Source organism: Demetria terragena DSM 11295, assembly GCF_000376825.1.
Lineage (GTDB): Bacteria > Actinomycetota > Actinomycetes > Actinomycetales > Dermatophilaceae > Demetria > Demetria terragena.
In genome coordinates, this window is sequence record NZ_AQXW01000004.1 from 2,190,380 (window position 1) to 2,215,977 (window position 25,598).

The following is a 25,598-nucleotide window of genomic DNA, read 5'->3' on the forward strand; positions in this document are numbered from 1 at the left end:
GTCGCGATACTCAGCGCACGCGATTCGTGCAGCCGTCGCCGCCGGTGCGCTCCAGCGGGTGCGACGTGACTGCTACGCCTTGCCGGGACTGGACGCCGCGAGCAGCGCGGCAGCACGGGTTCGCGGCGTCGAGAGCCACCGCAGCGCGAATGGCGCTCCATTTCCGCGATCTGACGCCGGGCGACGTCATCGACAATGCGACGGGCCCGGCGCGCACCGCGGTGGACTGCGCCCGGGATCTGCCGTTCATCGAGGCATTGGCCGTCGTGGATTCCGCCCTGCGTTGCGGCGCGGTGACGCAGGATGAGCTCGATGCGATGCCCCTGCAACGTACGGGCGGGCGAAGGCCGAACGCGTGCTCAGCGCGGCGAGTGGGTTGGCAGCCAATCCGTTTGAATCTGCACTGCGCGCGCTCGCCATCGAATGCGTCGGTCCGATGTTCACCCCACAGGTCGCGGTCGAGGTTGACGGCGTCGAGCTGCACCCAGATCTGGTTTGCGAAGACCTCAAGATTGCGGTCGAGGCGGACAGCTTCGAGTTTCACACCAGCCGCGTACAACTCGACCATGACTGCTGGCGCTACAACGAACTCACCCTCGCTGGCTGGCTGGTGCTGCGCTTCACCTGGGTGCAGTTGCGTCATCGGGCGGCTTGGGTGCGCGGCACGATTCAGCGAGCCGTGGAGTCGCGACAGAACTACTGCAGTTCGTTTGCCTGGTGATATCAGTTCGCCGATCCCGTGGTCGTCGACCTGCAAACTGCCGTCGTTGTGCTCGTTCGGATGTGACACCGTGAGGGCATGACCCCCGCCGCGCGGAGCCGCGCGATCTGTGCCGTGGCGCTCGTGCTCGGCGCGGCCGCGACGGCATGGGGGTTGTCACTCCCTGCGGGAGACTCGCGCTTCTACCTCGCGACCGGTGCCCTCGCCCTGGTCTGGCTCGGCGGGGCGTTGCTTGCGCGACGGTCGAGCGGTCGGCCGCTGCGGCGAGTGGTCCCGACTGGGCGGTCGGCACGAGGCGACGTCTTGCTCGGCGCCGCGGTCGGTCTCGGGATGACCGTGGTTTTTCTCCTCGGGGCCGGGCTGGTAACCCTGCTTCCGGACTTGCGCGCGCCGGTCGAGGACCTGCTCGCGCACGCCACCGAGGGGGCGACCGTGCTCGTGCTGACCATCACCGTCGTAAACGGCTATGCCGAGGAGTTGTTCTTCCGCGGTGCACTATTTGACGCACTCGCCGACTGGTGGCCGGTGGTCACCACGACCGTGATCTATACCGTCGTGGTTCTCGGCACTGGCATTTGGTTGCTTGGCCTAGCGGGGGTCGCCGTCGGTGCGACGTCCGCCTGGTTGCGGGTGCGAACGGGCGCCACAACCGCAGCGATTGTGAGCCACCTCATCTGGTCGGTCTCGATGTTCTTCCTGCTCTCACCTGTCCTCGAACTCTGGAGTTGATATGTCCGAATCCCGATCTCGTCTGGGCTTGGTGACCGGCGCCACGGGGCACGTGGGCGGCCGGGTGGTCGCCGAACTTATCGAACGAGGATGGCGCGTACGCGTCCTGAGCCGCAGTGCCGCCAAGGTCAGAGGTCTGGACTGGGGCAACCATGTGGTCGCCGAAGGAGAGAGCGCCGGCCCGGGGCAGGTCGAGGTGGTCGAAGGCAACGCCGATGCCGCACAGGACGTCGCGCGTGCGCTCGAATCCGTCGACGTCGCCTGGTATCTCCTGCACTCGATGGGAGCGTCATCCGACTTCGCGCAGGAGGAGCGGGAGATGGCCCAGGTGTTCGCGCGTGAAGGTGAGAAGGCGGGCATTTCGCGTTTCGTCTACCTCGGCGGTCTGCACCCCGATGGCGAACTGTCCGAGCACCTCGCCTCCCGTGTCGAAGTCGGCCGCGTGCTGCTCGACTCGTCCGTCCCGACGGCTGCGCTGCAAGCCGGACTGGTGGTCGGCGACGGGTCGTCGTCCTTCGCGATGATGCGGCACCTGTCGGAGCGGCTGCCGGGGGCGGTGGCGCCGCGTTGGGTACGCAACCGCATCCAGCCGATCGCCATCGCCGACGCGGTGCACTATCTCGTGGCGTCCGCTGATCTGGGTTCCGAGGTGAACCGAGCGTTCGATATCGGCGGGCCGAAGGCCTACGAATACGCTTCTCTGCTGAAGGAATACGCGCAGGCAACCGGGCTGCCGGGCCGTGTCGTACTCACTGCGCCGGTGACGACTCCGCAACTTGGTGCGCACTGGGTCGGGCTCGTCACGCCGGTCGAATCCACGCTGGCTACCCCGCTGATCGGGAGCCTGCTGCACGACACGGTGGTGCATGAGCGTGACATCGACGATCTGGTCGGGCCACCCCCTGGCGGCCATACACCCTTGCGCGCGGCGATTCGCAGCGCCGTCGAGGGCAAAGACACTCGACGTTGGCGGCGGACACTTGCCAGCACCGTCGCGGCCGTGACGGTGACTGCCGTGGTCGGCGGTATGGCCACGGATCCCACGACCTGGTGGTACCGCTCCCTGCGCAAGCCAGCGTGGGAGCCGCCGGGCTGGGCGTTCCCCGTCGCGTGGACCGCGCTGTATGCCGACATCGCTGTCGTCAGCGCGCTCAGTCTCGCGGACCTTGGCGAGAAGGAACAGGCGGCGCAGCAGCGCTCGTATGCCATAGCCCTTGGCGCCAACCTGGCGCTCAACGCGGGCTGGTGCGTGTTGTTCTTCGCGCAGCGTCGCCCGGTGCTCGCAACGGTCGAGGCAGTGGCGCTCGCCGCGAGTTCGGCTGACCTGGTGCGCCGTTCGCACGCGGTGTCGAAAGAGAAGGGTATTGCGTTGGCGCCCTATGCCGCCTGGACGACCTTCGCGGCAGCGCTGTGCGGCAGCATTGCGCGGCGCAACCGCCGTTGGCCCCTACGGTGAGAGTTATGGGAAGAGAACTGACTGTTTCCGATCACGTCACCATCGCCGTCTCGCCACTCGTGGCTTGGGAAGCGGTCAGCGATGTGACACAGATGGGCCGCTGGAGCCCGGAGAACACGGGCGCGAGCGTTGACACCGAGGGCGAGGTCTCGGTGGGAACCACCTTCGTGGGTCGCAATCGGCGCGGACCGGTGCGCTGGGCGACCGGCTGCACGGTGACTACGGCTGCGCCGGGCGAACGCTTCGCCTTCCAGGTGCGGCGGTACGGACTCAGGACCCCGAGGGTTCCGGTACGGATCGCGACCTGGGCCTATGACTTCGAGCCGGTCGAAGGCGGGACACGTGTTACTGAGACCTGGACCGACGACCGCCGCTGGCCGGACCCAGTCGCAGCGGCCTTCGATCGGCTCGCCACCGGAACCTCCTTCGCGCAGTTTCAGCAGGGCAACATCCGGCGCACGCTCGACCGCTTGAAACTCGAGCTGGAGTAGGCCCCCACGCTGGTCGAGTAGCCCCCCCACGCTGGTACCCCTCCCCAACGCTGGTCGAGTAGCCCCCCCACGCTGGTACCCCTCCCCAACGCTGGTCGAGTAGCCCGGAGCTTGCGGAGGGCGTATCGAGACCATGTCGCAGGCCCCCGTGGAACTAACTGCGTTAGGTGCCCTTGACTGGGAAATTTCCGCGTCACGGGGCACGTAACGCAGTTAGTTCCGCCGGTGGGAGGGGCGTGCCTGCCTGCGCATCAAGCATGATGGCGCCATGCGAGTGCTCGTGGTGGACGATGAAAAGCGCCTCGCCCAATCGATTCGGGTCGGGCTGGAGGCGCAGGGCTTTGCGGTCGATGTGGCTCACGACGGAACTGACGGGTTGTGGCTGGCGCGCGAGCACGATTACGACGCGATCGTGCTCGACCTCATGCTTCCGGGCATCAATGGATATCGGGTTGTCGCGCAATTGCGTACGGAGAAAATCTGGACTCCGGTGTTGATGCTGACGGCCAAGGATGGCGAATGGGACCAAGTGGAAAGCCTGGACTCGGGCGCGGACGACTTCCTGACGAAGCCGTTCTCCTTTCCGGTGCTCATCGCGAGGTTGCGGGCCATCAGTCGGCGTGGAGCACAGGCGCGTCCGACGGTCTTGGAGGCCGGTGACCTGACCTTCGATCCGACTGCGGGGCGGGCATGGCGCGGTGAGGTGGAGATCTCGCTCACGGCCAGAGAGGCGGCCATGCTGAGCTACCTCATGCGGCACAAAGGCGACCTCGTCTCCAAGCAGCAGATTCTGGAAGGTGTGTGGGACATGGCGTTCGACGGCGACCCGAACATCGTGGAGGTCTACATCCGGCACCTGCGCAACAAGGTCGACCGACCCTTTAGCCGCAACGCGATCGAGACCGTTCGTGGCGCTGGCTACCGATTGGCCAGCCATGGAGGCTGAATCCTCGCGCAGCAGGCTGCGACGCCTCGGGGCGTCCGTACGCGTCCGCGCCACACTCGGAGCGACAGCGGTGGTGGCAGCCGCTCTGCTGGTCGCCGCGGTGGCCCTGGTGTTTCTGCAGCGCTCCAGCCTGGAGCAGAACGCGCAAGACATTGCTGAGGCGCGCGCGGCTCAGGTGGCCTCCCAGGTAGCAGCCTCTGGGCCACCCAAAACGCTTGCTGGAGAAGGCGATCCGGACGAAGTCGCTGACCCGAATGAACGGGATGATGATCGAGAGCCGGAGTCGGTCGTCATCCAGGTGCAGCGCGCGGGGAAGGTCGTCGTGTCCTCTCAACGGGACATTTCACTCCCCGCCGAGAGCGGTTCCACCACGCTGACCGGCGGCGAAGATCCATACGTCATCGCCACCTCCGACGCGACCTGGCAGGGGCAGAACTTCGAGGCAGTGGTGGCGGTCTCGCTCGAAGACGCCGAGGAGTCGACCGGCGCCTTGATCCCGTTGCTTGTCATGGGGATTCCGCTGTTGCTGATCGTCGTGGGCGGCGTGGTGTGGTTGGTGGTCGGACGGGCTTTGCGACCGATTGAGCGCATGCGGGCCGAGGTTGCGACGATCTCAGACCAACGGTTGGAGCAACGCGTCCCGCTGCCAGGGTCGCGGGACGAGGTGCAACGCCTCGGGGTCACGATGAACGAGATGCTGCAGCGGTTGCAGGAGTCACGAGACCGTCAGCGGCGTTTCGTGTCGGATGCATCGCACGAATTGCGTTCTCCTATCACCGTATTGCGGCAGACGGGTGAGGTCGCCGGCGCCCACCCTGAAGCGATACCGCCAGGCGAGTTGGTCGAGGTGATGACGTCCGAATCGCTGCGCCTGCAGCGGTTGGTCGATCAGCTTCTGCTGCTGACACGTACCGATGAGCGCGGCCGACAGTCGACGGAGGAAGTCGACCTGGACGACGTGGTGTTCGCCGAAGCAGCACGGATACGGGCCGCCCTGCCCAATCTCCGAGTCGATACCTCCGGTGTGAGCGCGGCCCGGGTTCGCGGCGACTACTCGGCGCTGAGCCAGGTGTTGCGCAATCTGACTGACAACGCGATGCGCCACGCGCGCCACGAGATTCGCTTCACAGTGGCCGCGACGGGCACCTCAGTGACCTGCACGGTCAGTGATGACGGTGTCGGGGTCCCAGCGGAAAGCCGGGAGCGAGTGTTCGAACGCTTCGTACGGCTCGATGAGGCACGCGCTCGCGACGACGGCGGGAGTGGGTTGGGCCTGGCGATCGTGGCTGAGATCGCGGAATCTCACGGCGGCCGGGCGCGGGTGGTCGAAGCCTCAGGCGGAGGCGCGCAGTTCGAGGTCGAGTTGCCGTTCGAGCCTGACGCCGGTGTTTCCTGAACGCTTCTTCAGGAACGTTCAGCCTGGCTTCAGGCAGTCCCCGGCAGCATGAGTGTCATGAATCAGATTGAGTCCTCCGACAACCCGAAGCCCACCACCTCCAAGCGCACCAAGTTGAAGTCCAAGAAGATCCTGGTCCCGGCGATCGCCACGGTCGCCGTCCTGGGAGTCGGCGGGGGCTTCGCCGCCCACGCGGTCGCCAGCGACGGCAACTCGAAGGTGTCTGGCCCAGACCTCGACCGGGCCTCCAAGGCAGCGCTTGCCAAGGTTGGTGGCGGCAAGGTCACCGACGTTGAGCGTGGCGACGGTGACGACATCGAGGCGTACGAAGTTGAGGTCACCCGACCCAACGGGAGCGAGGTCGACGTCAAGCTTGACAAGAGCTTCCGCGCCATCTCGGCGACCGCCGATGACCGGGATGACAGCGACGACGGCAACGACCACCGCGGCGAGAAGAGTGACCGTGATGGTGACGACCGGCCGGTGAGCAAGGCAGACCAGGCCAAGGCATCCGCGGCGGCGCTGAAGTCGGTGCCGGGCAACGTCCTTGACGTCGACTCCAGCAACGCTCGGATCGGCTCAAAGACAGCCGCCTACGAGGTCGAGGTTCGCGCCAAGGGTGGCGTCGAGTGGAATGTCCACCTCGACTCGAACTTCGGCGTCGTCGGCACCGAGCGCGACAACTGAGCTTAGGTCGTCAGGAGCACCTTGCCGATGTGCTGACTCGCTTGGAGAGCACGGTGCGCATCAGCCGCATCGGCAAGGGGCAACCGGTCCTGGATGATGGGGCGAACCTGGCCGGATTCGATGAGGGGCCAAACGTTTTCGCGTACGGCCCGAACAATTTCCGCCTTGTTGTCGCGCGGTCGCGCGCGCAGGGATGTTGCCGTCACCGAGGCACGCTTGGCCAGCAGAGTGGCGAGATTGACCTCGCCTTGGACCCCGCCCTGCAGGCCGATCACTACCAGGCGGCCGCCAGTCGCCAACGCATCGACGTTGCTCGCCAGATACTTCGCCCCGACGACGTCGAGGATGACGTCCGCACCTCGCCCGTCGGTGGCGTTCTTGATCTCGTCGACGAAGTTCTGCTCGCGGTAGTTGATGAGGATGTCGGCACCCAAATCGCGACAGGCATCGAGCTTTGCGGACGACCCGGCCGTGACAGCAACGCGGGCTCCCTTGGCTTTCGCCAACTGAATCGCCATCGTGCCAATGCCGCTCGAACCGCCATGAACCAAAAGGGTTTCGCCCGGCTGAAGCGCCGCGACCTGGAAGACGTTGGACCACACCGTGCAGGTCACTTCGGGCAGCGCGGCGGCGTCGACAAGGTCCATGCCCTGAGGTACGGGAAGCAGTTGGCCGGTCGGGACCACCACCTTCTCGGCATACCCACCACCAGCGAGCAGCGCGCATACCTGCTCGCCCACGCTCCAGCCCGTGACGCCATCACCGAGCTGCGCGATGGTGCCGCTAACTTCAAGTCCGGGAAGCTCAGACTCGCCGGGTGGCGGGTTGTACATCCCTTGCCGCTGCATCAGATCCGCACGATTGACCCCTGCAGCCGTCACCTCGACCAGCACCTCGTCGGCACCGGGCTCAGGGGCTGGCACGTCGGCCAGGGTCAATACGTTCTCGTCGCCATACTCCGGAATCGTGATTGCCTTCATGACCCCGAACCTACTCCGGGGCATCTCACGGGCCGACCTGGCCGTGACTGACCGGAAATTCGGTTGTGGCGTCCGCGCGGTGGCACCCACACTGGTCCCTGCATGTGGGCGCCCGCATGCGCCAACCCGTTGAGAGGAGCTCTGACATGTCAATGACTGTCCTGGGCCTGCCCGTGACCGCAGCCCCTACTTCTCACTTCTGGAGCATCCGTGACTTCACCGGAGCAGTACGACGGGATTGACCCGTCTTTCGTTTTCAATTTCAGCGCCTACAGCGACGACCTCGAACCAGGTCAGCGCTGGTCGACCTGGCTGGACATCGAGCCACTTTCGCGTGGCCCCGAGCCACGTCCCGACTGGGTAGTGACCTCCCAAGGCGCGATCGATACCGAGCTGGGAGTTCTCAAGACTGGCAAGGAAGCTGAAGTCTTTCTCTTAGAGCGGGCAGACCCGCAAGACCCGGACAACGGGGTGGTGATGGCCGCCAAGCGATACCGCGACGCCGAGCACCGCAACTTCCACCGTGCGGCAAGTTATACCGAGGGGCGCTCGATGAAGCGCTCCCGTGACGAGCGTGCTCTCAAGCGCAAAAGCACCTGGGGTCGCGTCGTGGCCGCGGGGGAGTGGGCGATCTCGGAATGGCAGATGCTGAACCGTTTCTGGTCAGCTGGGCTGCCTGTGCCCTATCCCGTGCAAGTCGACGGCACCGAGATCCTCATGGAATGGATCACGGTCGGCGGCGAGACTGCGCCCCGGTTGGCGCAGACCCGACCGGACGCAGATCTGTTGGAGCACTACTTCGAGCAGTTACGCGAGGCGTTGGTGCTCATGGTCCAGAACGGGCTGGTGCACGGTGACCTGTCGGCGTACAACATCCTGGCCGCGGGCAACCGCCTCGTCATCATCGACCTCCCGCAGGTCGTCGACCTGGTCGGCAACGCGCAAGGAATGGACTTCTTGCTGCGCGACTGCGCGAACATCTGTGGATGGTTTCGCTCCAAGGGGTTGGAGGTGGACGAGCAGGAGGTCTTCGGCGAACTGATGGCGCACGCCTTCTGAAGTGTCGGCGCTGACCACCCGTTGAACGCGCCGGGCTTCGCGAGTGCGGTCCGCTCTAACGTGGGGTCTCGTGGATTCACACTTTCACCTTGACTCTCGAGCCGCCGCGCGGCGTATTGCCGGGCTCGCGGCGCCGACGCCATTGCAGCGAGACGCCCGACTGAGCGAGCGCACTGGCGCTGATGTCTTGCTGAAGCGCGAAGACCTGCAGCCGGTGCGGTCGTACAAGATTCGGGGCGCGGGCAACCTCATCGCGTCCCTGTCGCAGCAGGAACAGCAACGCGGAGTGGTCTGTGCGAGCGCGGGCAACCATGCACAGGGCGTGGCCCGCGCGTGCGCCCAGCTTGGGGTCGAGGCGCGAATCTATCTGCCGCGCACCACTCCTCGGCAGAAGCGAGAGCGGGTAGCGGCGCTTGGCGGTGATGCAGTCTCGCTCATCATCACCGGCGACACGTACGACGACGCGGCGGCTGCGGCTGCCGACGACGCGGCCGCAACAGGGGCCACCCTTGCACCCGCGTTCGATCACCCGAAGGTGATTGAGGGCCAGGCGACGGTCGTACGCGAGATCTTGGATGAACTGGGCCGCGCCCCGGACGTACTCCTCATCCCCGTGGGCGGGGGCGGGCTGCTCGCGGGCGCGCTCACCGCGCTCGCGGAAGATGGCGCGACCAACACGCGGGTCATCGCCCTTGAGCCCGCGGGCGCGGCCAGCCTGGCTGCCGCGCTCGAGGCCGGGCACCCGGTCACGCTCGACAGCGTGGAGACCTTCGCCGACGGCACGGCGGTGCGCCGGATTGGGGAGCACACATACCCGATCATTGAGCGGGGAAACGTCGAGGTCGTGAGCGTGCCCGAAGGCGCGATCTGTGTGGAGATGCTGGACCTCTACCAAGTCGAAGGCATTGTTGCGGAGCCGTCAGGGGCGATGGCGACCGCTGACATCGCCGCGCGCGGAATCAAGCCTGGCGAGTTGGTGGTCGCGGTGCTGTCCGGCGGCAATAACGACGTCAGCCGGTATGCCGAAGTGATCGAGCGAGCGCTCGTGCACGAAGGGCGCAAGCGTTATTTCTTGGTGGAGTTCCCGCAGGAACCGGGCGCGCTGCGGCGCTTTCTGCACGACGTGCTCGGGCCCGATGATGACATCACCTTCTTCGAATACGTCAAGCGCAGCAATCGCGAATACGGTCCCGCACTGGTCGGGATCGAGTTGGGCGACCCCACGTCGTACGACGACTTGATGGCGCGCTGCGATGGCTCTCCCTTGAAGGTGACACCGGTACCGCCGGACAGCCCGCTGTTCCGGTTCTTGCTGTAGCGCGGGCGTCCGCACCCGCCAGTTGACTGGACGTCGTGCGTGCCTCACGCATGCGTTGCCTAGAGTTCACCTATGGCTGGGCAGGTGGTGGATCGCGTTGAGGACGGCATGGACGTCCGTTGGACGCGCGTACGGTGGGTCGCCCTTGGCCTCTTTGCCACCGTTCTCCTCACGGTTTCACTCACCGCTGGCGTGTCGATTGACCGCGTGGGCGTCACCCTATGGATCCTGACCGGGCTGAGCCTGTGGTCCATCGGACGTGGGTGGTCGACCTGGCTGCGGCTGCTGCGGGACTGGGGGATTTTCCAGGGCCTGCTGCTGCTGTACGACTACGGCTACGGCCTCGCTGGCCGCTACCGCACGGGCGGGGCGCTTCCGAGCGAGGGGGACCCGAACGTGCTCGGGATTCCGTTGCACGTGACCTGGCCGATCAAGGCAGACGAGTTCTTGTTTGGCGGGGTGCTGCCAAATCAATGGCTCCAAGAACAATTGGGTGCCGGAGTTCCATGGTGGGCGTGGATCGTGACGCTGACCTATTGCAGTCACTTTTTCGCGGCGCCAGTTCTCGCGGTCGTGTTGTGGGTTCGTTCACGCGACCGCTTCCACGTGTGGGTGCGGATGATGTTTGCGATGGCAGGTGCGGGCATCACCACCTATTTCCTCTATCCGATGGCGCCGCCGTGGCTGGCGTCAGATCAGGGCTACATCGAAGGCACCGCGATCGTCCGGCAGACCGGTGAGGGGTGGACCCAGCTCGGGTTCCATCTTGCGAGTCAGGTGTTGCAAGACGGGCAGAATCGATCGAACCCGGTCGCGGCAATGCCGTCGTTGCACATGGCGACTGCCGTGCTGGTGGCCGGCTTCTTGATGGTCGGTGCGCGGCGATGGGTGAAAGCACTGTGGATTCTCTACCCGGTGCTGATGGCCTTCACGCTGGTCTACACCGGTGAGCACTACGTCATTGACGTCATCATGGGCACGCTGTTGGCGGTCGTGATCCTGCAAGTGTGGTTGTGGCTGCGACGGCGACGGTTGGCGCGTGAGGCGTTGGGGGAGGCCGAGGCGGTGGTTGCGGGCGCTGAGGATGAGGCCCTCCGCGCCCCCGATCTCGTGCGCTAGGACGCTCGCCGGCTCGACCAGCGTGTTCCCCGCATGGGATGCCGCGAGTTGGTTAAACAATAGGAATTCCGCCCGCATTGTCAGTGGACCGGCAATAGTTCCGGCAATAATTCCGACTATCGGCAAGCTTTTATATCTGACCGGCAACCATCCGTCTAAAGCATTAACTTTTCCTTACCCTTTCAAAAGATTCTCCGGGCTATGTTTTGGATATGCCACTCGGGCAGATCTAAAGGAGATCCAAGATGAAACGACGTATCGCTCTGACCTTGGGCGCGACCGCAACGGCTGCGGTCGCCGCGGCATCGATCGGGGGCGTACCGGCCTCCGCGGCAGGCGACAGTGCAGAGATGCAGGGCGGGGCCATTAGCGCACCACTGGAGTCTGGTCAGCAGGCTCGCGCCGGCGGCAGCACCGGGTGGACCGCGAAGCAGATGCGGGCCGCGATCCCCGTCGAGCGCACTTTGTCGGCCACTCAGCACGCGAAGGTTCAGGGTGCGAAGGTGGACCTCGGGCGGTCGGTGACCATTCAGGGGAAAACCGTTGCGACCGCATCGAAGGGCTCAGCTAAGACCGCCGCGGAGCAGGCGTGCTCCCTTCCGCCGACCAACACCGGCAGCTTGTATCAGGGCTGTGAGCAGTTTGGCCACTACAAGCAGCAGGGGAAGATGTTCTTCCTCGACCCGAGCAAGCCCGCCCCGAAGAACCGGTTCGTCTGTTCAGCGACCTCGATCACCGCGGGCAACAAGTCGACCGTGCTGACCGCCGGTCACTGCCTGCACAAGGGCTCCGGCGGCACCCAGGCCGGGTTCATGAAGGAGGTCGTGTTCGTCCCTGCCTACAAGGATGGCGCCGCGCCGTACGGCCAATGGAAAGGCGTCAACGCCAGCACGACCAATGCCTGGGCCACATCTGCAAACTACGCCGGAGACGTGGCGTACTTCACTGTCGGGAAGGTCGGCGGCAAGACCCTGGCCGACACGGTCGGCACGACCGGCATCGCCTTTGGGGCAACCCATCAGGGCAGCCAGACCTACGCGTTCGGCTACCCGGCCGACGCACCGTTTGACGGTTCCGACCCCTACTTCTGCTCGGGCAAGTCGTTCGCTGGTCTGTCCGCCGGGACGAAGGGTTTGAACTGTCGCATGACGGGCGGCGCCTCCGGTGGCGGCTGGGAGGTTGGGCTCAATGTGTCCACCGGTGCTGGCAGCGCGATCTCAGTGAACTCCTACAAGAACAAGTTCGACGTGAGCCGGATGTACGGACCGCACTTCGGCCAGGCGGCGCAGGACACGTACAACCTGATTCAGGGGATCGCCGTCCCCTGACGTTAGCTCTCGCCAGTTGAGCTAGGGCCGTCCTGAGGCGGTCGGACGGTTGAAGACCACCAGAGCCGGGCTTTCCACGGGAGCCCGGCTCTGGCATGTGCTGGGGTGGCTGCCGGTTGCCCGGTGAGACTCTTGGGTCAGGTTGCCTGAACCGCTGACAGTCGGGCCGGCTGAAGAGGTCAATTGCGGCGTGTGCTTAACCTCGTTGCGGCCGCACTGTAAGCGCGAGGTTCATGCGGGCAGCGGGAATCGGCGAAGGACCTGTTCGGCGAGCCTCAGTGTCCTGGAGTCGATGTCCTCGGCGCCCCAGCAGTCCAGGACGATCAACTCTGAGTTCAGACTGAGACCGTTCCGATAGCCGATGTTCCGGCCGTTGGAGTCTTGCCGATCTCGTTTCTGTTGAAAGGATTTGTTTCCGAGGTTGCTGTTATACGCGGTGATGGTCAGGTTCCCAAGTCGGTGCTTGTGTTCCTCCTGGACGATTGCTGCGGTGGCCTCACCGCCCAGCATGTCTTGCCACGACCGAGGCAAGTTCGACCCCTGGGGGAGGATGTGCTCGATCGTCCAGACATAGCCGTTCGAGTCCTGAGCCCACAGGTCCACCGACGTCTCCCGGGTCATGCCGTCCTCGGCGAGCGTAGTCAGGATGAAGCGCGTGACGTCGACGTTCTCCTCATAAATGCGCCCCTGCAGGCGCTCACGGAACAGTTCGTCGCTGGAGGAAACTGCCAGTAGGTTGGACTTGATCTGTCTGACGACTCCATCGCTGCGCGCATCGCCCATCTTTTCGATCGTCGTCATGAAGAGTTTTGCAAGACCGTATGTCTGCGGATACCCGGTCAGATTGCGACGGACGAAGAAGCTGGTCAATACATCGACCACCTCGCTGAGGTGGGATTCAGTGAGTTCAAGCGTTTCTCTGCGCGACATCAGCCACAGGACCAAGACATACGACGGAGTTCCCTGGGCGCGAATCAGGCGCTGAAAAGCCTGATCCAAGGGAGCAGGATCGTCGCGCTCGGTGATGCAACTGATCCGGCCATAATCGGCGCTTGCGCTTGCGAGGGACTCAAGCCTGACCTCGAGGGCATCGCTTAGGACGCCTTCGTAGATGCGTATCAGGTTGGATCGGGTGGCTACGCTGGCATTGCGGACTTCGGGAAGGTCGGTCTTGAATGCGTTGTAATAGTGCCGCAGGAATCGCTCGTGTGTGGCGTAGGCGTCGCCAAGATTGGTGAGCATGGTGTTCCAGCGTTCAAACGCCTCTTCGACGTTCATGACCGCTCGGCGCTCAGATTCGGCCAGTAGGTGGTTCTTGATGAGATCGACCGGGGACAGCGGGACGCCCCGGTTGTTGAGCGATTCGAATAGGACGAATGCGTCTGCGCTGCTCGGCACCTCGATCTTTACCAGGATGGCGCGGGTCGCCGCGAAGCGAATCCGTTCGGCGGCTGAGGCCGGAGTGAGTTCCTGGTCCGCCGCGAACTGTTCGATCGCGGAGCTGAAGTACCGATAGCACTTGGCGATGCGACGGTTGCCATGGTGCCGCTGCCGGTGCGCGTCCACCTCAAGTCCCGCGTCGGCGAGCACCGTGCAGAAGTCGTCAAGGTTCTGGCCTTGGCGTTGGGGAGTGACTCTAGGCTGGCGAGTTGTTCCGCGGACCAACTGGCGGGAGAGATTGAGAAGGTTGAAAGCGTTCTCGGCGTCGAGACCCTCGCGGTGTTCGTCAAGCACGGAGTGGGTCGCCGCAAGGAGTATGGAGAGTGTCGTGAGCCGTTGCTGCCCATCGATAACTTCGACCGTCCGCTGGAGGGAATCTCGGGTTCGGTCCAGGATGATGATGGTGCCGAGGAAGTGTGCACCGTCAGCGTTAACGAGGTCGTCGAACAACGCCTCCCATTCGGATCTCCGCCACGAATATTCTCGCTGGTACGGCGGGACGCGGTAGGACACGTCCGTGTCCGGGCTGAGAAGAGCGTGGACGGGGTACTGCTCTGCGGAGTTGATCATTTCGCTCCTGGCGAGGGCATACGGATGTCGAGCGAAGGAAGGGCATCGACGATCGTGTTGGTCTCGACGCTGACGGTCACGACGCGGGCGAGGAGGTCGAGGATGTAGCGCGGGTCGCCGACCTCGCGGGACCAGTCGTTGGGGTCGTTGACGATGCCCGATGGCTTGTCGGTCTTGATGTAGTAGCGGGCGATGATCCACTCGATCGCGGACTTGGAGCCGAGCATGTATCGGTAGGCGTCTTCGGGGATGCCGGTCAGGGTGATGTTGGTGTTGTACGTAATCGTCGAACGGTCGTCTGCTGCCTGACGTTCGGCCGGCTCCTTGGGGAGTTTGCCGAAGCGCATCTCCTTGTTGCCGACGGCGTAGTACTCGTACGGGTCGCTTCCCTGCGGCGGCTCGGCGTCGAGTCCTTCCAGCGGGTAAGGCTCGACAGTCTCGTACGCGAGGTGGATTTCGGACAGTCGACGGCCGGCGTCGATGAACGGTTGCGCGTCCGCGACGAGCGGGATGCGCGGGAGGGATTTCTTCAGGTCGGCGGCGTAACGGGTGCGGTAGTCCGGGGCGTGCAGGAGTCCGTAGACGTAGTTGAAGATGTCGTCCTTGGTGATCCGCTCGCCGTAGGCGCCCTGGAACTGGCTGAGTGCATGGTCGGTGATGTTGTCGATGCGCAGATACCCGTCGATCACCTCGCTGCTGGAGCTGCTGGAGCTGCTGGTGTCGATGCTGAGCGTGCCGTCGGCGTCGTCGACCTTCTCGTAACGCCATCGAGCGAAGAACTGGCCCGTGTATGAGTAGAAGGACAGGTCTGGGATCTGGTCGACCATAAGCACTGCTGGCGTCGCCTCGACGCGGGGTGCGATGGCGACGAAGCCGTGGTTGGGGTGGCCAGGGGTGGGGAAGAGCTCGTTGAGCCGGTAGACACTGTTGTTCCAGGCCCGGTCGAAGTAGAGGCTCGTCTTGGTGAAGGGCCGATAAGTCGAACTGCGGATCACGTTGGAGTCGAAGCTGGTACGGCGACCACGTTGGACGTCCTTACGGTTCTTCTCGTCCCAACTGATCTTGCTGGGGTCGGAGTGTTCGCCGAGAGAGAAGAAGTCCGGGCTAGGGCTCCCGGCGTAGTCATTGGTCAGCTGGTTGCAGAAGTCGATCGTCCTGCGCATGTTCTTCGCGACAGCCCGCGCATGGAAGTTGTAGACCCATGCGTCGCGGTTAGTCTTGACCCCACCCGAGTAGAGACCGAAGACCGCACGGTCTGGGTTGTCCTTATCGCCGACCGCCATGAAGGTCGGGAAGTCGATGCTTCTCTGGTTGAGCCAGTCACCGTCGGTGTTAGGGGTAATGGCCGTGGCGTCAAGGTGCTCGATGGACCCGGCGTGCGAGATGCGCTCGAGTTTTTGTTCGCGGGTGAGGTAGTCGCCGATGTCGGTGTAGTGGATGCGGGCGGGTCCGGTGTGGGTGGGGTCTTTGATCAGGAGGGTGATGGCGACGGTGGCGCGGGACCCGGCGCCGAAGATCTTGCCGCCTTCCTTGCGCGATTGCTCGCCTGCGGTGCGCTGGTTGCCGCGGAGGTTGTATACGTAGATGTCGCTGAACTCTTCGGCGAGGCTCTTGCGCATGCCGTCTGCGCTGTTGGAGTCGAGCCAACCGCCGTTGGTGACGTAGGCGATAACACCTCGGTCGTGCAGGCGCAGCGATGCCCATTTGATCGCACGGATGTAGGAGTCGTACAGGCTGATCTTTAGCTTGGCGGCCGAGCGTGTCGCGTACGTCTGCTCGATCGCTTCGTCGAGGTCGGGGTAGGACTCGTTGGCGTTGTTGTCGTTGGCGGAGTCCTGCCCGGAGGAGTAGGGCGGGTTGCCGACGATGACTTGGATGTCGAGCTTCTTGAGCTCTTCGAGGCGCTGGTTGTTCTGCTGGAAGACGATGGTGTCGAGGCGGTCACCTTTCTCCCAGGACTGGAAGGTGTCGGTGAGGATCAGCCCGGGAAACGGCTCGTAGTCGCCCGTCTCGGCGAGGTCGCCGCGCAGGTCTTGGTAGGTGGTTTCGATGTTGGCGGCGGCGATGTAGTACGCCAGCAGCAGCATCTCGTTGGCGTGCAGTTCGCGGGCGTATTTGCGGGCCAGGTCCTCGGGTGAAATGAGGCCAAGTTGAAGCAGCCGGACGATGAAGGTGCCGGTGCCGGTGAACCCGTCCAGGACGTGCACGCCCTTGTCGGTGATGCCGTGCCCGAAGTGTTCGCGCAGGACGTGGTCGGCCGAGCGGAGGATGAAGTCGACGACCTCGACCGGGGTGTAGACGATGCCGAGCTTGTCGACGGTCTTGCTGAACGCGGTGGCGAAGAACTTGTCGTAGAGCTCGACGATGATGCGCTGCCGGCCTTCGGCGTTGTCGATCCCTTCGACGCGGGAGCGGACCGAGTCATAGAAGCCGCGCAGGTCGGAGTTCTCGGCATCCAGGGAGTGCTCGTCCAGGGTGGCGAGCATTGTCTCCATGGCTTGGGCGACGGGGTTGTGTTTGGCGAAGTCGTACCCACCGAACAGGGCGTCGAAGATGGGGCGGGTGATGAGGTGTTGGGCGAGCATCTCGACCGCATCAGTTTGGGTGATGCCGTCGTTGAGGTTTCCGCGCAGCCCGTGCAGGAACGTGTCGAAAGCCTGTGCCGCGGGCGAATTCGGGTCATCGAGGATGCCGTTGATGCGGGCGATGTGCTGCCCAGCGATGGTCGCGACGTCGTTGGCCCAGGTCTCCCAGTAGCGCCGCTCACCGACCTTTTGCACGATCTTGGCGTAGATCGCGTCCTGCCACTGACTGAAGTCCAACTCCAGGGGGCCTTGTGTTGCCTTGGATTGTTCATCGCCACTGTGGACCTGGCCGGTGCTGTCGACGGAGCCGATGCCCAAGCGGGGGTTCTTCTTCGATTTGTTCAGGTCGATGGTGTTGATGATCGAGTTGAACCGGTCATCGTGGGCCCGTAGTGCGCGCAGGACCTGCCACACGACTTGGTATTTCTTGTTGTCCGCCAACGCTTCCTCGGGCGGGGTGCCGCTGGGCACTGCGATCGGCAGGATGATGTAGCCGTAGTCCTTGCCCGGTGATTTGCGCATCACTCGCCCGACGGACTGGACGACATCAACCTCGGAAGAGCGGGCGGTCAAAAACATGACCGTGTCCAGAGACGGGACGTCGACACCTTCGGACAGGCATCGCGCGTTAGACAACACCCGGCAGGTGCCCTCGGCGGGTTCTTCTTTGAGCCAGCTCAGCTTCTTGTTGCGCTCCAACGCGTTGTAGGTGCCATCGACGTGCTCGCACTCCACCCGCAAGTCCGACGATCGATGGCCGCGGTCGTCGGCTTCGGGTTCAGTCAGGTCGACGGTGTCGACGTGCCGATCCACGATCGTGGGGAACGCTTCAGCAACGGACTTGCTGGTCTTGATGTCTTTCGCGAACGCTACGGCCCGTTTCATCGGAGCCCTGGACTCACCTTCGAGGGTGTCGAAGTGCTTCGCCAACCCGTTCCAGCAGCCGACCATCCGCGCCGCATCCCCGAGGGGAATTTCACCGAGTTCGGCGAGCTCTTGTTGGAACTGGCTGGTGACGTACTTTTCGTCAACGGTCAGGATCAGCACCCGGTAGTCGGTCAGCAGGTTCTTTTCGACCGCTTCACCGAACCCGAGTCGGTAAAGCTCCGGCCCGAACTTTTCCTCGTCATCCATCGACGCGATCTGCGCAGCGCCTTCGGCCGCCTTCTTCTTGGTGTCTTCGCCAAACAGGCGAGGCGTCGCGGTCATGTACAACCGCTTGGTGCCTGGAAGGAAGTCGTTGTCGTGGACTTTCACGAACGACGACTCATCCGCTCCGGCGATCGTGACACCGGTAGTGCGGTGCGCTTCATCGCAGATGATCAGGTCGAACGCGCCCACTCCGGCCGCCTTCTGGGCGTTGGAAACCACATCGATCGACTGATACGTCGAGAACACCACGGTCATCGAGTCGTCCTCGGCGAAGGCGTTCTTCAACTGCGGGACCAGCCGTTCCACATCCGTGGTTGCCGGTAACGGCAGGTCAACCGCGGAGATGTCCTCGTTCACCGCCTTCGACCGGGTCGTGACCTTACGGTCCGAGCACACCGCCAACGCTGTCATCGGCGCATGCGCCTCGGCCGCCCACTCCGTCAGCGTCTGAGACATCAAACTGATTGAGGGGACCAGGAACAGCACGCTCTTGCCCGGGCCGGCGTACTGCTCGGCCAGACGCAACGAGGTGAACGTCTTGCCGGTGCCGCAGGCCATGATCAACTTGCCCCGGTCATGCGCAACGAACCCGGCAGTGACCTTCTCCACCGCTTCGGTCTGGTGCGGGCGCAACTTCTTCTTCGCCAACTTCGACAACACCTGTGGCAGTTTCCAGTCGAAGTCATCCCAGTTGACGACCGAGTGCTCCAAGTCCGCCATCCCCACCCGGGTAACTGGGACCTGCTGCCCCTGGATCGTGTCCTCAGCATGCTGGTTCCACTTGTCCGTGGTCGAGACGATCATCCGCTCGGTGAAACCAGCCTTGCCCGACGCTGAGAGGAACGTGTCAATGTCGGCCTTGCTGATCGTGGACTCCGGCGCATAGAACTTGCACTGGATCGCGACTGTGCCGCCGCTGACCTTGTTTGTGGCCACAAGGTCAATACCTGTGTCGTGCTTGCCCTCCCGGCCAGGCCAATCATTCCAGTGCCACACCTGACTGAACTGGTTCGCATACACCGGGTCCGTCCGCAAGAACTCCTCAATCAGGCGCTCAAACTTAGACCCCTTGTCCGCCTCCGACGTCGACTGCGCGCGCAACTCGTCCAACACGTCATACACCGTTGCTGTCCCCATGGGGAGATCCTGCCTCATAGGGCCTAGTGCGATGGGCGAGGTGCCCCAATTTGCTCTGGGTGTCGGTTGGTCAGCCGACGGGGCTGGCTAGCGCGTAATGGCCCTCCGTCGTCACGCACTCCTTATGTCTCCTTCGAGCGTCATGTCAGTGGTCCCTAGGAGCCTTCGTGCATGGATGGGTTACGCATTTGGGAGCGTGCTAGGTCCGCTAGCTCGGAGATCGAGAGCGAAGTTGCCTGGTGGCGTGGGCGAGCACCCACGTTCTTCTGGCGGTACACAACGCTCCCGTTCCGACTTTGGCCAGTCCTTGTCGTTGCGGTCTTGGGCCTCGCGCTCGCAAGCGTCCCCTGGGCGTTGGCTATGGACCCTGCTGCCAAAGCGATCATCCCCTGGATGGTCGCGAGTGCTGCTGCACTTCTGACGTGCGCGACTACGGTGCTTGTTGCTTCCTTTGCTTTGGTGCAGGTCCTGCACGGGTTGATCGGTATCGAGTTCTTCTCGGGTGTGCGACTCACAGCGCATGAGCTCGGCCGTATCGTCCAAAGGTCGTCGACACTGGTCGGTCGAGTGAGCGTCGCGGTCGTGCTCACCGCGCCGGCCAGCATGGCCCTCGCTGAGTCGTCAACTAGTCGCATCACGATGGCCCAGCCAAAAGTCGTGGGTGCAATCGGCCTGGGTCTTGCGGTGGTGGTGCTGTCGGCAGCACTTGTCCTCTGGACTTGTCTCGCGGTTTGGGCCCTGCTCGCCACGATTCCGCGACTGTCGAGGCTCGCCATTGCAGTAGGGGCGCCAACGACGTTCACGGCGATGATGCCGGGCCTCGCGCAGTCCGTTATGAGGCACGTTCTCCCCCAATGGCTTCCGGGCGAAACGGCCGGCTACACGGCCCAGCAGCTCGCCGACGAGCTGGTGCGGAACACGCCCATGCCAGGCGGGCTAAGCGTTGCTCTCGTGACCGCATTTACCTTGGCGATATACCTAGGACTGTCGAATAGGGGGCCGCAGCGACCATGTGGCGAGGTATGCACCCGCGTGGCTAGTTGTAGCGACCCTCCAACAGCTCCTGAATCGCCGGGCCCATAACCCCCACGAGTTCATCGATGTCGGCATCAACAAGCGTGGGGACGCCGACCATCCGTCGTCCCACGACCACGCCGACCATCATGGTCGCGGCGAGCCCCGCCCGCAGAGTGGCGTCGCGGCCACGACCGGCCATGCCGTGGGCGAGGCGGGACTCGATGAACTCGCGTAGTTGGGTGCCGGCTTGTTCGTTGACGACCGCGCCGCGCAACATCGCCATCAGCGGCTCGGACTCTGCCGCTGGGCCTTCCCAGGCTTCGAGATAGGCGCGGACGACCCGCTCACCCAGCCGTTCGCTGGGCCCCTGGAAAGCGGTGTCGAAGCGCTCAGTGGCCGAGGCGGGAATCTCCATCGCGGCCGCAAAGAGTCCGTCTTTCGAGCCGAAGAACTGCATCACCTGCGAGGGGTCGACGCCCGCGTCGGTGGCGACGCGGCGAATGGTGGTGCCCGCGTATCCGTCGGCGGCGAACCGAGCGCGCGCCGCCGCCAGGACGGCGAGTCGAGTGCTCGCAGGTCCGGGTCGGCGTCCGACGCGGGCCGGTTGGGGACTCTGCTGTGGGGCTGCCATGTGCCAACGGTAGCCGCATCTCGATCGGTTCTCAACACGTGTTGAGTTTGTCTGTTTTTGGTCGTACGCTCACCACGTTCTCGGATACGTCGAGGACTTTGTGAACCTCAGGAGCACTCATGGCCGATCAGAAGCTCTACACCGATTCCTCGCCGCTTCCCGCTCCCCGTGCGGGCGTCCTAACTCCGTATGAACCGGGCACCCGAACACTCAAAGCTGGCTTCCAGGTCGCGCCCCAGTTCAAGCCACTGCCGGTCGATGTGGTGCTTGAGAAGGACATCCCGGTTCGCCTGCGCGATGGCGTCACGATTCATGTCGACGTTTTCCGCCCCGTTGGAGCTGAACCGGTGCCGGCGATCGTGGCGTGGAGCCCGTACGGCAAAGGGCAGGGCAGTTCGGCCAGCGTGATGGGCGTCTTTGGACTCGTCGGCTTAGACAACGGAATCGTCTCGGGTCTAGCGAAATTCGAAGGCCCGGACCCTGCGTATTGGTGCGCGCAGGGCTACGCCATCTGCAACCCCGACATTCGCGGCATCGTCGACTCCGAGGGCAGCAGCGTCTTGTGGGATCGGCAGGAAGGGCGCGACTGCTGCGACCTGGTCGAATGGCTCGCGGAACAACAGTGGTGCACCGGGAAAGTTGGGATGAGCGGAACCTCGTATCTCGCTGTCTCGCAATGGTTTACCGCTGCCGATCAACCGCCGCACCTTGCCGCGATCAACCCGTGGGAAGGCGTGAGCGACGTGTACCGGGACCTCGCCGTCCGCGGCGGTATGCCTGACACGGGTTTCGCGCGGCAGCTCCAAGAGGGCAGTTTCTTTGGCAACAATCAGAAGGAAGACATCCTCGCTGAGGTCGAGAAATACCCCCTGATGTGTGAGCTGTGGGAGAACAAGATCCCGGAGTTTGGGGCCATCACTGTTCCTGCGTACGTCGTCGCCAGTTATTCCAACACCCTGCACACCGCTGGTACCTTCCGCGCGTGGCGGCGGATGGCTTCGCCGGATAAGTGGCTGCGCATTCACAACAGCCAGGAGTGGCCCGACTATTACGACGAGGCCAACGTCGAGGACCTGCGCCGATTCTTCGACCACTACCTCAAAGGCATCGACAACGGCTGGGATCAAACGCCACGCGTGCGTTATTCACTGTTGGACTTGGAAGGCGGCGACCAGGTCGATCTGCCCGCCGACACGTTCCCGCCCGCTGATGTCGTGCCGACCAAGTACTACCTCGACGGAACAACCCGCGCACTGACGACGGAGGCTCCGACCGACGAAGTGCCCGTGACCTACCAGGTCGGCGGAAACCCGGACGCGGCCTCGTTCATCACCCGCTTCGATGAGGGATGCGTTCTGGTCGGGTACGCGAAGGCCCACCTGCAGGTCGAGGCGAAGGGCTCTGATGACATGGACCTGTTCGTGCTCGTGCAAAAACTGGACGCGTACGGCACCCCGCTGCAGGCGTTCACCGTGCCGAACCAGTCACCGATGGCCCACGATCTCACCGATCGCGGTGCGACGATTCTGCGATACAAAGGCAGTGATGGACGCCTGCGCGTCTCGGCCCGCAACCTTGATCTGAGCGCGGCGACCGATGACGTACCGGCCCATACCTTCGACCGTGTCGAGAAGCTCACCGAAGGTGCCATCGTCGATGTCGAGATCGACCTCCTGCCACTTGGGCTGGTCTTCTATCCAGGAGAGCAGTTGCGGTTCATGGTGAGTTCTCGCAATCTGCTCGGCCCCCTCATGCCGGGAATTCTCGAATATGTCGGAGCGAACGCGGGGGCGCACGTCATTCATACCGGCGGCGCTGGCGCTTCCTACCTGCAACTGCCCGTGAAAGGTGCATCCGCCTAGGGGGCTTGAAATCGGGTTGTGGACAACTCTCACCATCGCCTGGGCGAGTTGGGGCATACTCACTTACGCGTTCGGTGCGGTTGGTGGGTCCGGCTCTGAGGGGTTGGCGCGCGGACCGGCGCCATTCACTCAGGAGGATTCGATGTCGCTGAACCGTGTACGTGTGGCCACTGTTGTGGGGGCATTCGTTGCTGCCTCTGTGCTGGGTTCGTGTGGTGGCTCTGGGGAGGACGGCCCGACGACGCAGTCGGTCGATGAGTACGCGAGCACTCAGGCTGCGAAGGCCTCCGAAGCAAGCGGTACGCCCAGTGGGACGTCGTCGGCGCCGCCGTCGGGGACGGCCTCGGCGACGGCTTCTGGGTCGGGCTCGACGAGTTCGGGGAGTGGGTCCGGGTCGAGTAGCGCGTCGAAATCGACGGTCACGGATGACCTGCCGGGGGTGATCAAGGATAAGAAAGTGACTGAGCCTGCGATTAAGTTCGTGAACAAGTACGTAAGTACTCTGAACGCCAGCCTTCGTGACCCGGATAAACTTAAGGACCTCGATTCGTTAATTGGCGAAGGTTGCGCGGCGTGTAAAGACCACCGCGCCACGGTTGTGTCACTAAAGAATGCAGATCGGCGGCTGCAAGGGACGCCGGTGGAATTCACGGTGACAGAGGTCAAAACTGCAGACCAATCTGGAATGATCAGAGTTTTCGGAATGTTGGACCAGCGTAGCGTGTCAATGGTCGATCCTAAGGGTAAAGTTACAAGTCGCACGAAAGACACCCCGGCGGACGAAGTCGCGTTCTTTGTAAATGATGCGCCAATGGACCGCAAAGTGCATGCAGTAAAGGCGGTTGTGGGGTGACCGTTAAAAGGGGGTCCTTAATTTTCATGGGGGTCGCGTTTGTAGCGATCTCACTTTCGCCCAATGCCGTCTCAGCCGAGGGCGACCCGAAAGTTGAGATCGGTAGCAATGGGTCGACAACGAGCATGAGTGAGGGGGAAACTCGCGACCTTCCTGCGCGCCCCAGCGGCGGCGGCGGAGGTGGCCAGTCCGGAGGCCCGCTAGTGCTCTACGAATACCGGGCCGTCGACTTGTGCGGTGGTGGCGGCGAGGACTGCCCGCGACAGTCGGCATACGACACCGATTGCAACGAGACCGAAGGCCGGGCGCCGGCGTCCATGGTCGAGCGCCGCATCGTCTCAGCAAACGGCAGCGCCGGGAATTGGGAGCAAGTAGGTATCACGTGTTTCACGGACCAAGTGCCCGGCTCCGGCAGCAATCCGCAATTGACGCTGGCCATGATTCGCGAGGCCGCCTTCAGGACACCGTTTGCGAAACCCCAACTGTCGATGCAGCCGGTGGGAAATAAGACGCTGGTGACGCTCCCTGCGTACTTCAAGCTCAATTGGCCGTCGGCTGGGTTCGAGCCGGACGAGGTGCACAGCGTCACGTTGTTGGGCTATGCGTTGCGAATCAAGCCAACGTTCATGTCAAACACGTTCAAATATGGTGACGGATCGTCGTCTGGGGCGACTAAGTCGTTGGGCGGAGCGTACCCCGATGGTGATATCAAGCACCCGTACGACAAGAAGGGTTCGTACCGCGCGAACGTATCGACCAGGTATGGCGCGCAGGTTTCGCTCGAGGGGGGCGAGTGGATGAATGTCGATGGTTCCGTCGACATCGCGGGCCCAGCACTTGAGTTGCAGGTCGTCACGGCTAAGAACCGTCTCGTCCGCCCGTAGGTCGTGCTGCCTAGCCGGCGGGGACCGGCAGCAGGCGGAGGGAGACCGGCAGTATTGCGGACGAATGCAGGAAATCTCATGACCCTTTCCAGAGGATTCTCGGCCTAGCGTTTAACTCACGGCAATCGGGCCGATTCCACAGGGAGAACTATCATGAGAAATCGCATGGCGGTTAGTTTCGGGGCAGCCGCAACTGCGGTGGTCGCTGCAGCATCTCTCGGAGGCGTGTCGGCGTCAGCTGCTGGCGAAGCCTCGAAGATGCAGGAAGGGGTAATCGGCGCTCCACTGGAGTCTGCGCAGCAGGGTCGCTCCGGCAGCGGTGCCAAGTGGACAGCGGCGCAGTTGCGGTCCGCGATTCCGGTCAAGCGCACGGTATCGGCGGCACAGCACAAGAAGGTGCAGGCGACGAAGCTCGACCTTGGCGCAGGGCTCACCGTCCCGAGCACGTCCGCGTCGTCGAGCGTCAAGCGGTCGGCCGCGGAGCAGGCATGCTCTCTCCCGGCAACGAACGCGAGCGGCCTGTATCAGGGATGCGAGCAGTATGCCCACTACAAGCAACAGGGCAAGATGTTCTACATCGACCCACGCAAGCCGGCGAATGCAAACCGCTACCAGTGCTCGGCGACTGCGGTGACGGCCGGCAACAAGTCAACCGTTCTGACCGCGGGCCACTGCATGCATCAAGGATCCGGTGGTATCAAGGGCGGATTCTTCAAGAATGTCGTGTTCATTCCGGCCTACAAGGACGGCGCGGCACCGTATGGGCAGTGGAACGGCGTCTGGGGAGGCACGACTATCGCCTGGGCCAACTCCTCAACCCTTGCCGGTGACGTGGCGTTCTTCGCTGTGGCCAAGAACGGTGGCAAGACTCTGGGAGACACCGTTGGTTCGGCTGGAGTGGGCTTCGGTGCGACGCACCAGGGGTCGCAGACGTACGCGTTCGGCTACCCGGCCGCAAAGCCGTTCGATGGGTCGGACTCGTACTACTGCTCGGGTAAATCCTTCGCGGGCGCTTACGTGGGAACCAAGGGTCTAAATTGCCGTTTGAACCAGGGCGCCTCAGGTGGTGGCTGGATGGTCGGACTCAACGTCGCCACCGGTGCCGGCACCGCGATCTCGGTCAACTCCCACCTTGTCAACATCTACCCGGGGCGCATGTTCGGCCCGCACTTCGGTCAGGCCGCCAAGGAAGCCTACGACCTGGTGAAGGGATACGCCGTCTCCTGACAACACTCAC

The 25,598-nt window shown here is 63.6% G+C and carries 20 protein-coding genes; 15 read left to right on the forward strand and 5 right to left on the reverse strand.

The genetic code is table 11. From position 1 onward, the window contains the following. The first annotated feature begins 355 nt into the window (after window positions 1-355). The 7 genes from F562_RS0114825 to F562_RS20370 all read left to right on the forward strand — a co-directional run bounded on the left by F562_RS0114825 (window position 356) and on the right by F562_RS20370 (window position 6,426). Window positions 356-721 (forward strand): endonuclease domain-containing protein, encoded by a 366-nt coding sequence (locus F562_RS0114825; RefSeq protein ID WP_018157758.1) that lies wholly within the window; start codon window positions 356-358, stop codon window positions 719-721. A gap of 78 nt (window positions 722-799) precedes the next feature. Beyond that, entirely contained in the window at window positions 800-1,450 is a 651-nt protein-coding gene (locus F562_RS0114830) for a CPBP family glutamic-type intramembrane protease (RefSeq protein WP_018157759.1), read from the forward strand. Between the two features lies 1 nt (window position 1,451). Then, window positions 1,452-2,906 carry a tryptophan-rich sensory protein gene (locus F562_RS0114835; RefSeq protein WP_018157760.1) on the forward strand — a complete coding sequence of 485 codons (1,455 nt, stop codon included), beginning with the start codon at window positions 1,452-1,454 and terminating at the stop codon, window positions 2,904-2,906. Window positions 2,907-2,911: 5 nt separating this feature from the next. Further along, window positions 2,912-3,397 (forward strand): SRPBCC family protein, encoded by a 486-nt coding sequence (locus tag F562_RS0114840; RefSeq protein ID WP_018157761.1) that lies wholly within the window; start codon window positions 2,912-2,914, stop codon window positions 3,395-3,397. Between the two features lie 268 nt (window positions 3,398-3,665). Continuing rightward, window positions 3,666-4,343, forward strand: a complete 678-nt coding sequence (locus F562_RS0114845; protein WP_018157762.1) for a response regulator transcription factor — start codon at window positions 3,666-3,668, stop codon at window positions 4,341-4,343. Beyond that, a complete protein-coding gene (locus F562_RS0114850; protein WP_018157763.1) occupies window positions 4,333-5,739 on the forward strand; it encodes a sensor histidine kinase in 1,407 nt (468 codons plus the stop codon). The genes F562_RS0114845 and F562_RS0114850 overlap by 11 nt, the downstream gene beginning before the upstream one ends. Window positions 5,740-5,796: 57 nt before the next feature. Further along, window positions 5,797-6,426, forward strand: coding sequence for a PepSY domain-containing protein (locus F562_RS20370; protein WP_018157764.1), 630 nt, complete (start codon window positions 5,797-5,799; stop codon window positions 6,424-6,426). Between the two features lie 2 nt (window positions 6,427-6,428). Here F562_RS20370 and F562_RS0114860 read toward each other — a convergent pair whose 3' ends face one another. Beyond that, on the reverse strand, window positions 6,429-7,406 hold the full coding sequence (locus F562_RS0114860) for an NAD(P)H-quinone oxidoreductase (protein WP_018157765.1): 978 nt from the start codon (window positions 7,404-7,406) through the stop codon (window positions 6,429-6,431). Between the two features lie 210 nt (window positions 7,407-7,616). On the opposite strand from F562_RS0114860, the gene F562_RS0114865 reads away from it, so the two are divergent. The 4 genes from F562_RS0114865 (at window position 7,617) to F562_RS20380 (ending at window position 12,230) form a co-directional block, all read left to right on the forward strand. Next, window positions 7,617-8,465: a serine protein kinase RIO gene (locus F562_RS0114865; RefSeq protein ID WP_018157766.1), complete on the forward strand. Its 849-nt coding sequence runs from the start codon at window positions 7,617-7,619 to the stop codon at window positions 8,463-8,465. 70 nt (window positions 8,466-8,535) lie between these two features. After that, window positions 8,536-9,783, forward strand: a complete 1,248-nt coding sequence (ilvA, locus tag F562_RS0114870) for a threonine ammonia-lyase IlvA (protein ID WP_018157767.1) — start codon at window positions 8,536-8,538, stop codon at window positions 9,781-9,783. Between the two features lie 72 nt (window positions 9,784-9,855). Next, window positions 9,856-10,902 carry a phosphatase PAP2 family protein gene (locus tag F562_RS20375; protein ID WP_018157768.1) on the forward strand — a complete coding sequence of 349 codons (1,047 nt, stop codon included), beginning with the start codon at window positions 9,856-9,858 and terminating at the stop codon, window positions 10,900-10,902. Window positions 10,903-11,147: 245 nt separating this feature from the next. Next, on the forward strand, window positions 11,148-12,230 hold the full coding sequence (locus F562_RS20380; protein WP_018157769.1) for a trypsin-like serine peptidase: 1,083 nt from the start codon (window positions 11,148-11,150) through the stop codon (window positions 12,228-12,230). Between the two features lie 231 nt (window positions 12,231-12,461). Here F562_RS20380 and F562_RS0114885 read toward each other — a convergent pair whose 3' ends face one another. From F562_RS0114885 to F562_RS0114900, 3 genes are all read right to left on the reverse strand, one after another. Then, window positions 12,462-14,240, reverse strand: coding sequence for a DUF262 domain-containing protein (locus F562_RS0114885; RefSeq protein WP_018157770.1), 1,779 nt, complete (start codon window positions 14,238-14,240; stop codon window positions 12,462-12,464). After that, window positions 14,237-19,114, reverse strand: coding sequence for a DEAD/DEAH box helicase (locus F562_RS0114890; RefSeq protein WP_040385350.1), 4,878 nt, complete (start codon window positions 19,112-19,114; stop codon window positions 14,237-14,239). Before F562_RS0114890 ends, F562_RS0114885 begins: the two co-directional genes overlap by 4 nt. Window positions 19,115-20,150: 1,036 nt before the next feature. Continuing rightward, window positions 20,151-20,762, reverse strand: a complete 612-nt coding sequence (locus F562_RS0114900; protein ID WP_018157773.1) for a TetR/AcrR family transcriptional regulator — start codon at window positions 20,760-20,762, stop codon at window positions 20,151-20,153. A 119-nt stretch (window positions 20,763-20,881) separates the two neighbouring features. Here F562_RS0114900 and F562_RS0114905 point away from each other — a divergent pair, with 119 nt between their 5' ends. After that, the gene (locus F562_RS0114905; RefSeq protein ID WP_018157774.1) at window positions 20,882-22,624 is read left to right on the forward strand and encodes a CocE/NonD family hydrolase; all 1,743 of its coding nucleotides are present in this window, start codon (window positions 20,882-20,884) and stop codon (window positions 22,622-22,624) included. Between the two features lie 270 nt (window positions 22,625-22,894). Here F562_RS0114905 and F562_RS20835 read toward each other — a convergent pair whose 3' ends face one another. Continuing rightward, window positions 22,895-23,047, reverse strand: coding sequence for a hypothetical protein (locus F562_RS20835; protein ID WP_018157775.1), 153 nt, complete (start codon window positions 23,045-23,047; stop codon window positions 22,895-22,897). 34 nt (window positions 23,048-23,081) lie between these two features. Here F562_RS20835 and F562_RS20965 point away from each other — a divergent pair, with 34 nt between their 5' ends. The 3 genes from F562_RS20965 (at window position 23,082) to F562_RS19495 (ending at window position 25,588) form a co-directional block, all read left to right on the forward strand. Beyond that, on the forward strand, window positions 23,082-23,477 hold the full coding sequence (locus F562_RS20965) for a hypothetical protein (protein WP_169333394.1): 396 nt from the start codon (window positions 23,082-23,084) through the stop codon (window positions 23,475-23,477). Window positions 23,478-23,602: 125 nt separating this feature from the next. Beyond that, window positions 23,603-24,361, forward strand: coding sequence for a hypothetical protein (locus F562_RS0114920; RefSeq protein WP_156822682.1), 759 nt, complete (start codon window positions 23,603-23,605; stop codon window positions 24,359-24,361). 165 nt (window positions 24,362-24,526) lie between these two features. Continuing rightward, window positions 24,527-25,588, forward strand: a complete 1,062-nt coding sequence (locus F562_RS19495) for a trypsin-like serine peptidase (protein ID WP_018157778.1) — start codon at window positions 24,527-24,529, stop codon at window positions 25,586-25,588. The last annotated feature ends 10 nt before the right edge of the window (window positions 25,589-25,598 follow it).

Bases quoted from the DNA above. Each gene is read 5' to 3' on its own strand.
- F562_RS0114830 (WP_018157759.1), top strand. From the start codon at position 800: ATGACCCCCGCCGCGCGGAGCCGCGCGATCTGTGCCGTGGCGCTCGTG.
- F562_RS0114835 (WP_018157760.1), top strand. From the start codon at position 1,452: ATGTCCGAATCCCGATCTCGTCTGGGCTTGGTGACCGGCGCCACGGGG.
- F562_RS0114840 (WP_018157761.1), top strand. From the start codon at position 2,912: ATGGGAAGAGAACTGACTGTTTCCGATCACGTCACCATCGCCGTCTCG.
- F562_RS0114845 (WP_018157762.1), top strand. From the start codon at position 3,666: ATGCGAGTGCTCGTGGTGGACGATGAAAAGCGCCTCGCCCAATCGATT.
- F562_RS0114850 (WP_018157763.1), top strand. From the start codon at position 4,333: ATGGAGGCTGAATCCTCGCGCAGCAGGCTGCGACGCCTCGGGGCGTCC.
- F562_RS20370 (WP_018157764.1), top strand. From the start codon at position 5,797: ATGAATCAGATTGAGTCCTCCGACAACCCGAAGCCCACCACCTCCAAG.
- F562_RS0114860 (WP_018157765.1), bottom strand. From the start codon at position 7,406: ATGAAGGCAATCACGATTCCGGAGTATGGCGACGAGAACGTATTGACC.
- F562_RS20375 (WP_018157768.1), top strand. From the start codon at position 9,856: ATGGCTGGGCAGGTGGTGGATCGCGTTGAGGACGGCATGGACGTCCGT.
- F562_RS20380 (WP_018157769.1), top strand. From the start codon at position 11,148: ATGAAACGACGTATCGCTCTGACCTTGGGCGCGACCGCAACGGCTGCG.
- F562_RS0114885 (WP_018157770.1), bottom strand. From the start codon at position 14,240: ATGATCAACTCCGCAGAGCAGTACCCCGTCCACGCTCTTCTCAGCCCG.
- F562_RS0114890 (WP_040385350.1), bottom strand. From the start codon at position 19,114: ATGGGGACAGCAACGGTGTATGACGTGTTGGACGAGTTGCGCGCGCAG.
- F562_RS0114900 (WP_018157773.1), bottom strand. From the start codon at position 20,762: ATGGCAGCCCCACAGCAGAGTCCCCAACCGGCCCGCGTCGGACGCCGA.
- F562_RS0114905 (WP_018157774.1), top strand. From the start codon at position 20,882: ATGGCCGATCAGAAGCTCTACACCGATTCCTCGCCGCTTCCCGCTCCC.
- F562_RS0114920 (WP_156822682.1), top strand. From the start codon at position 23,603: ATGAGTGAGGGGGAAACTCGCGACCTTCCTGCGCGCCCCAGCGGCGGC.
- F562_RS19495 (WP_018157778.1), top strand. From the start codon at position 24,527: ATGGCGGTTAGTTTCGGGGCAGCCGCAACTGCGGTGGTCGCTGCAGCA.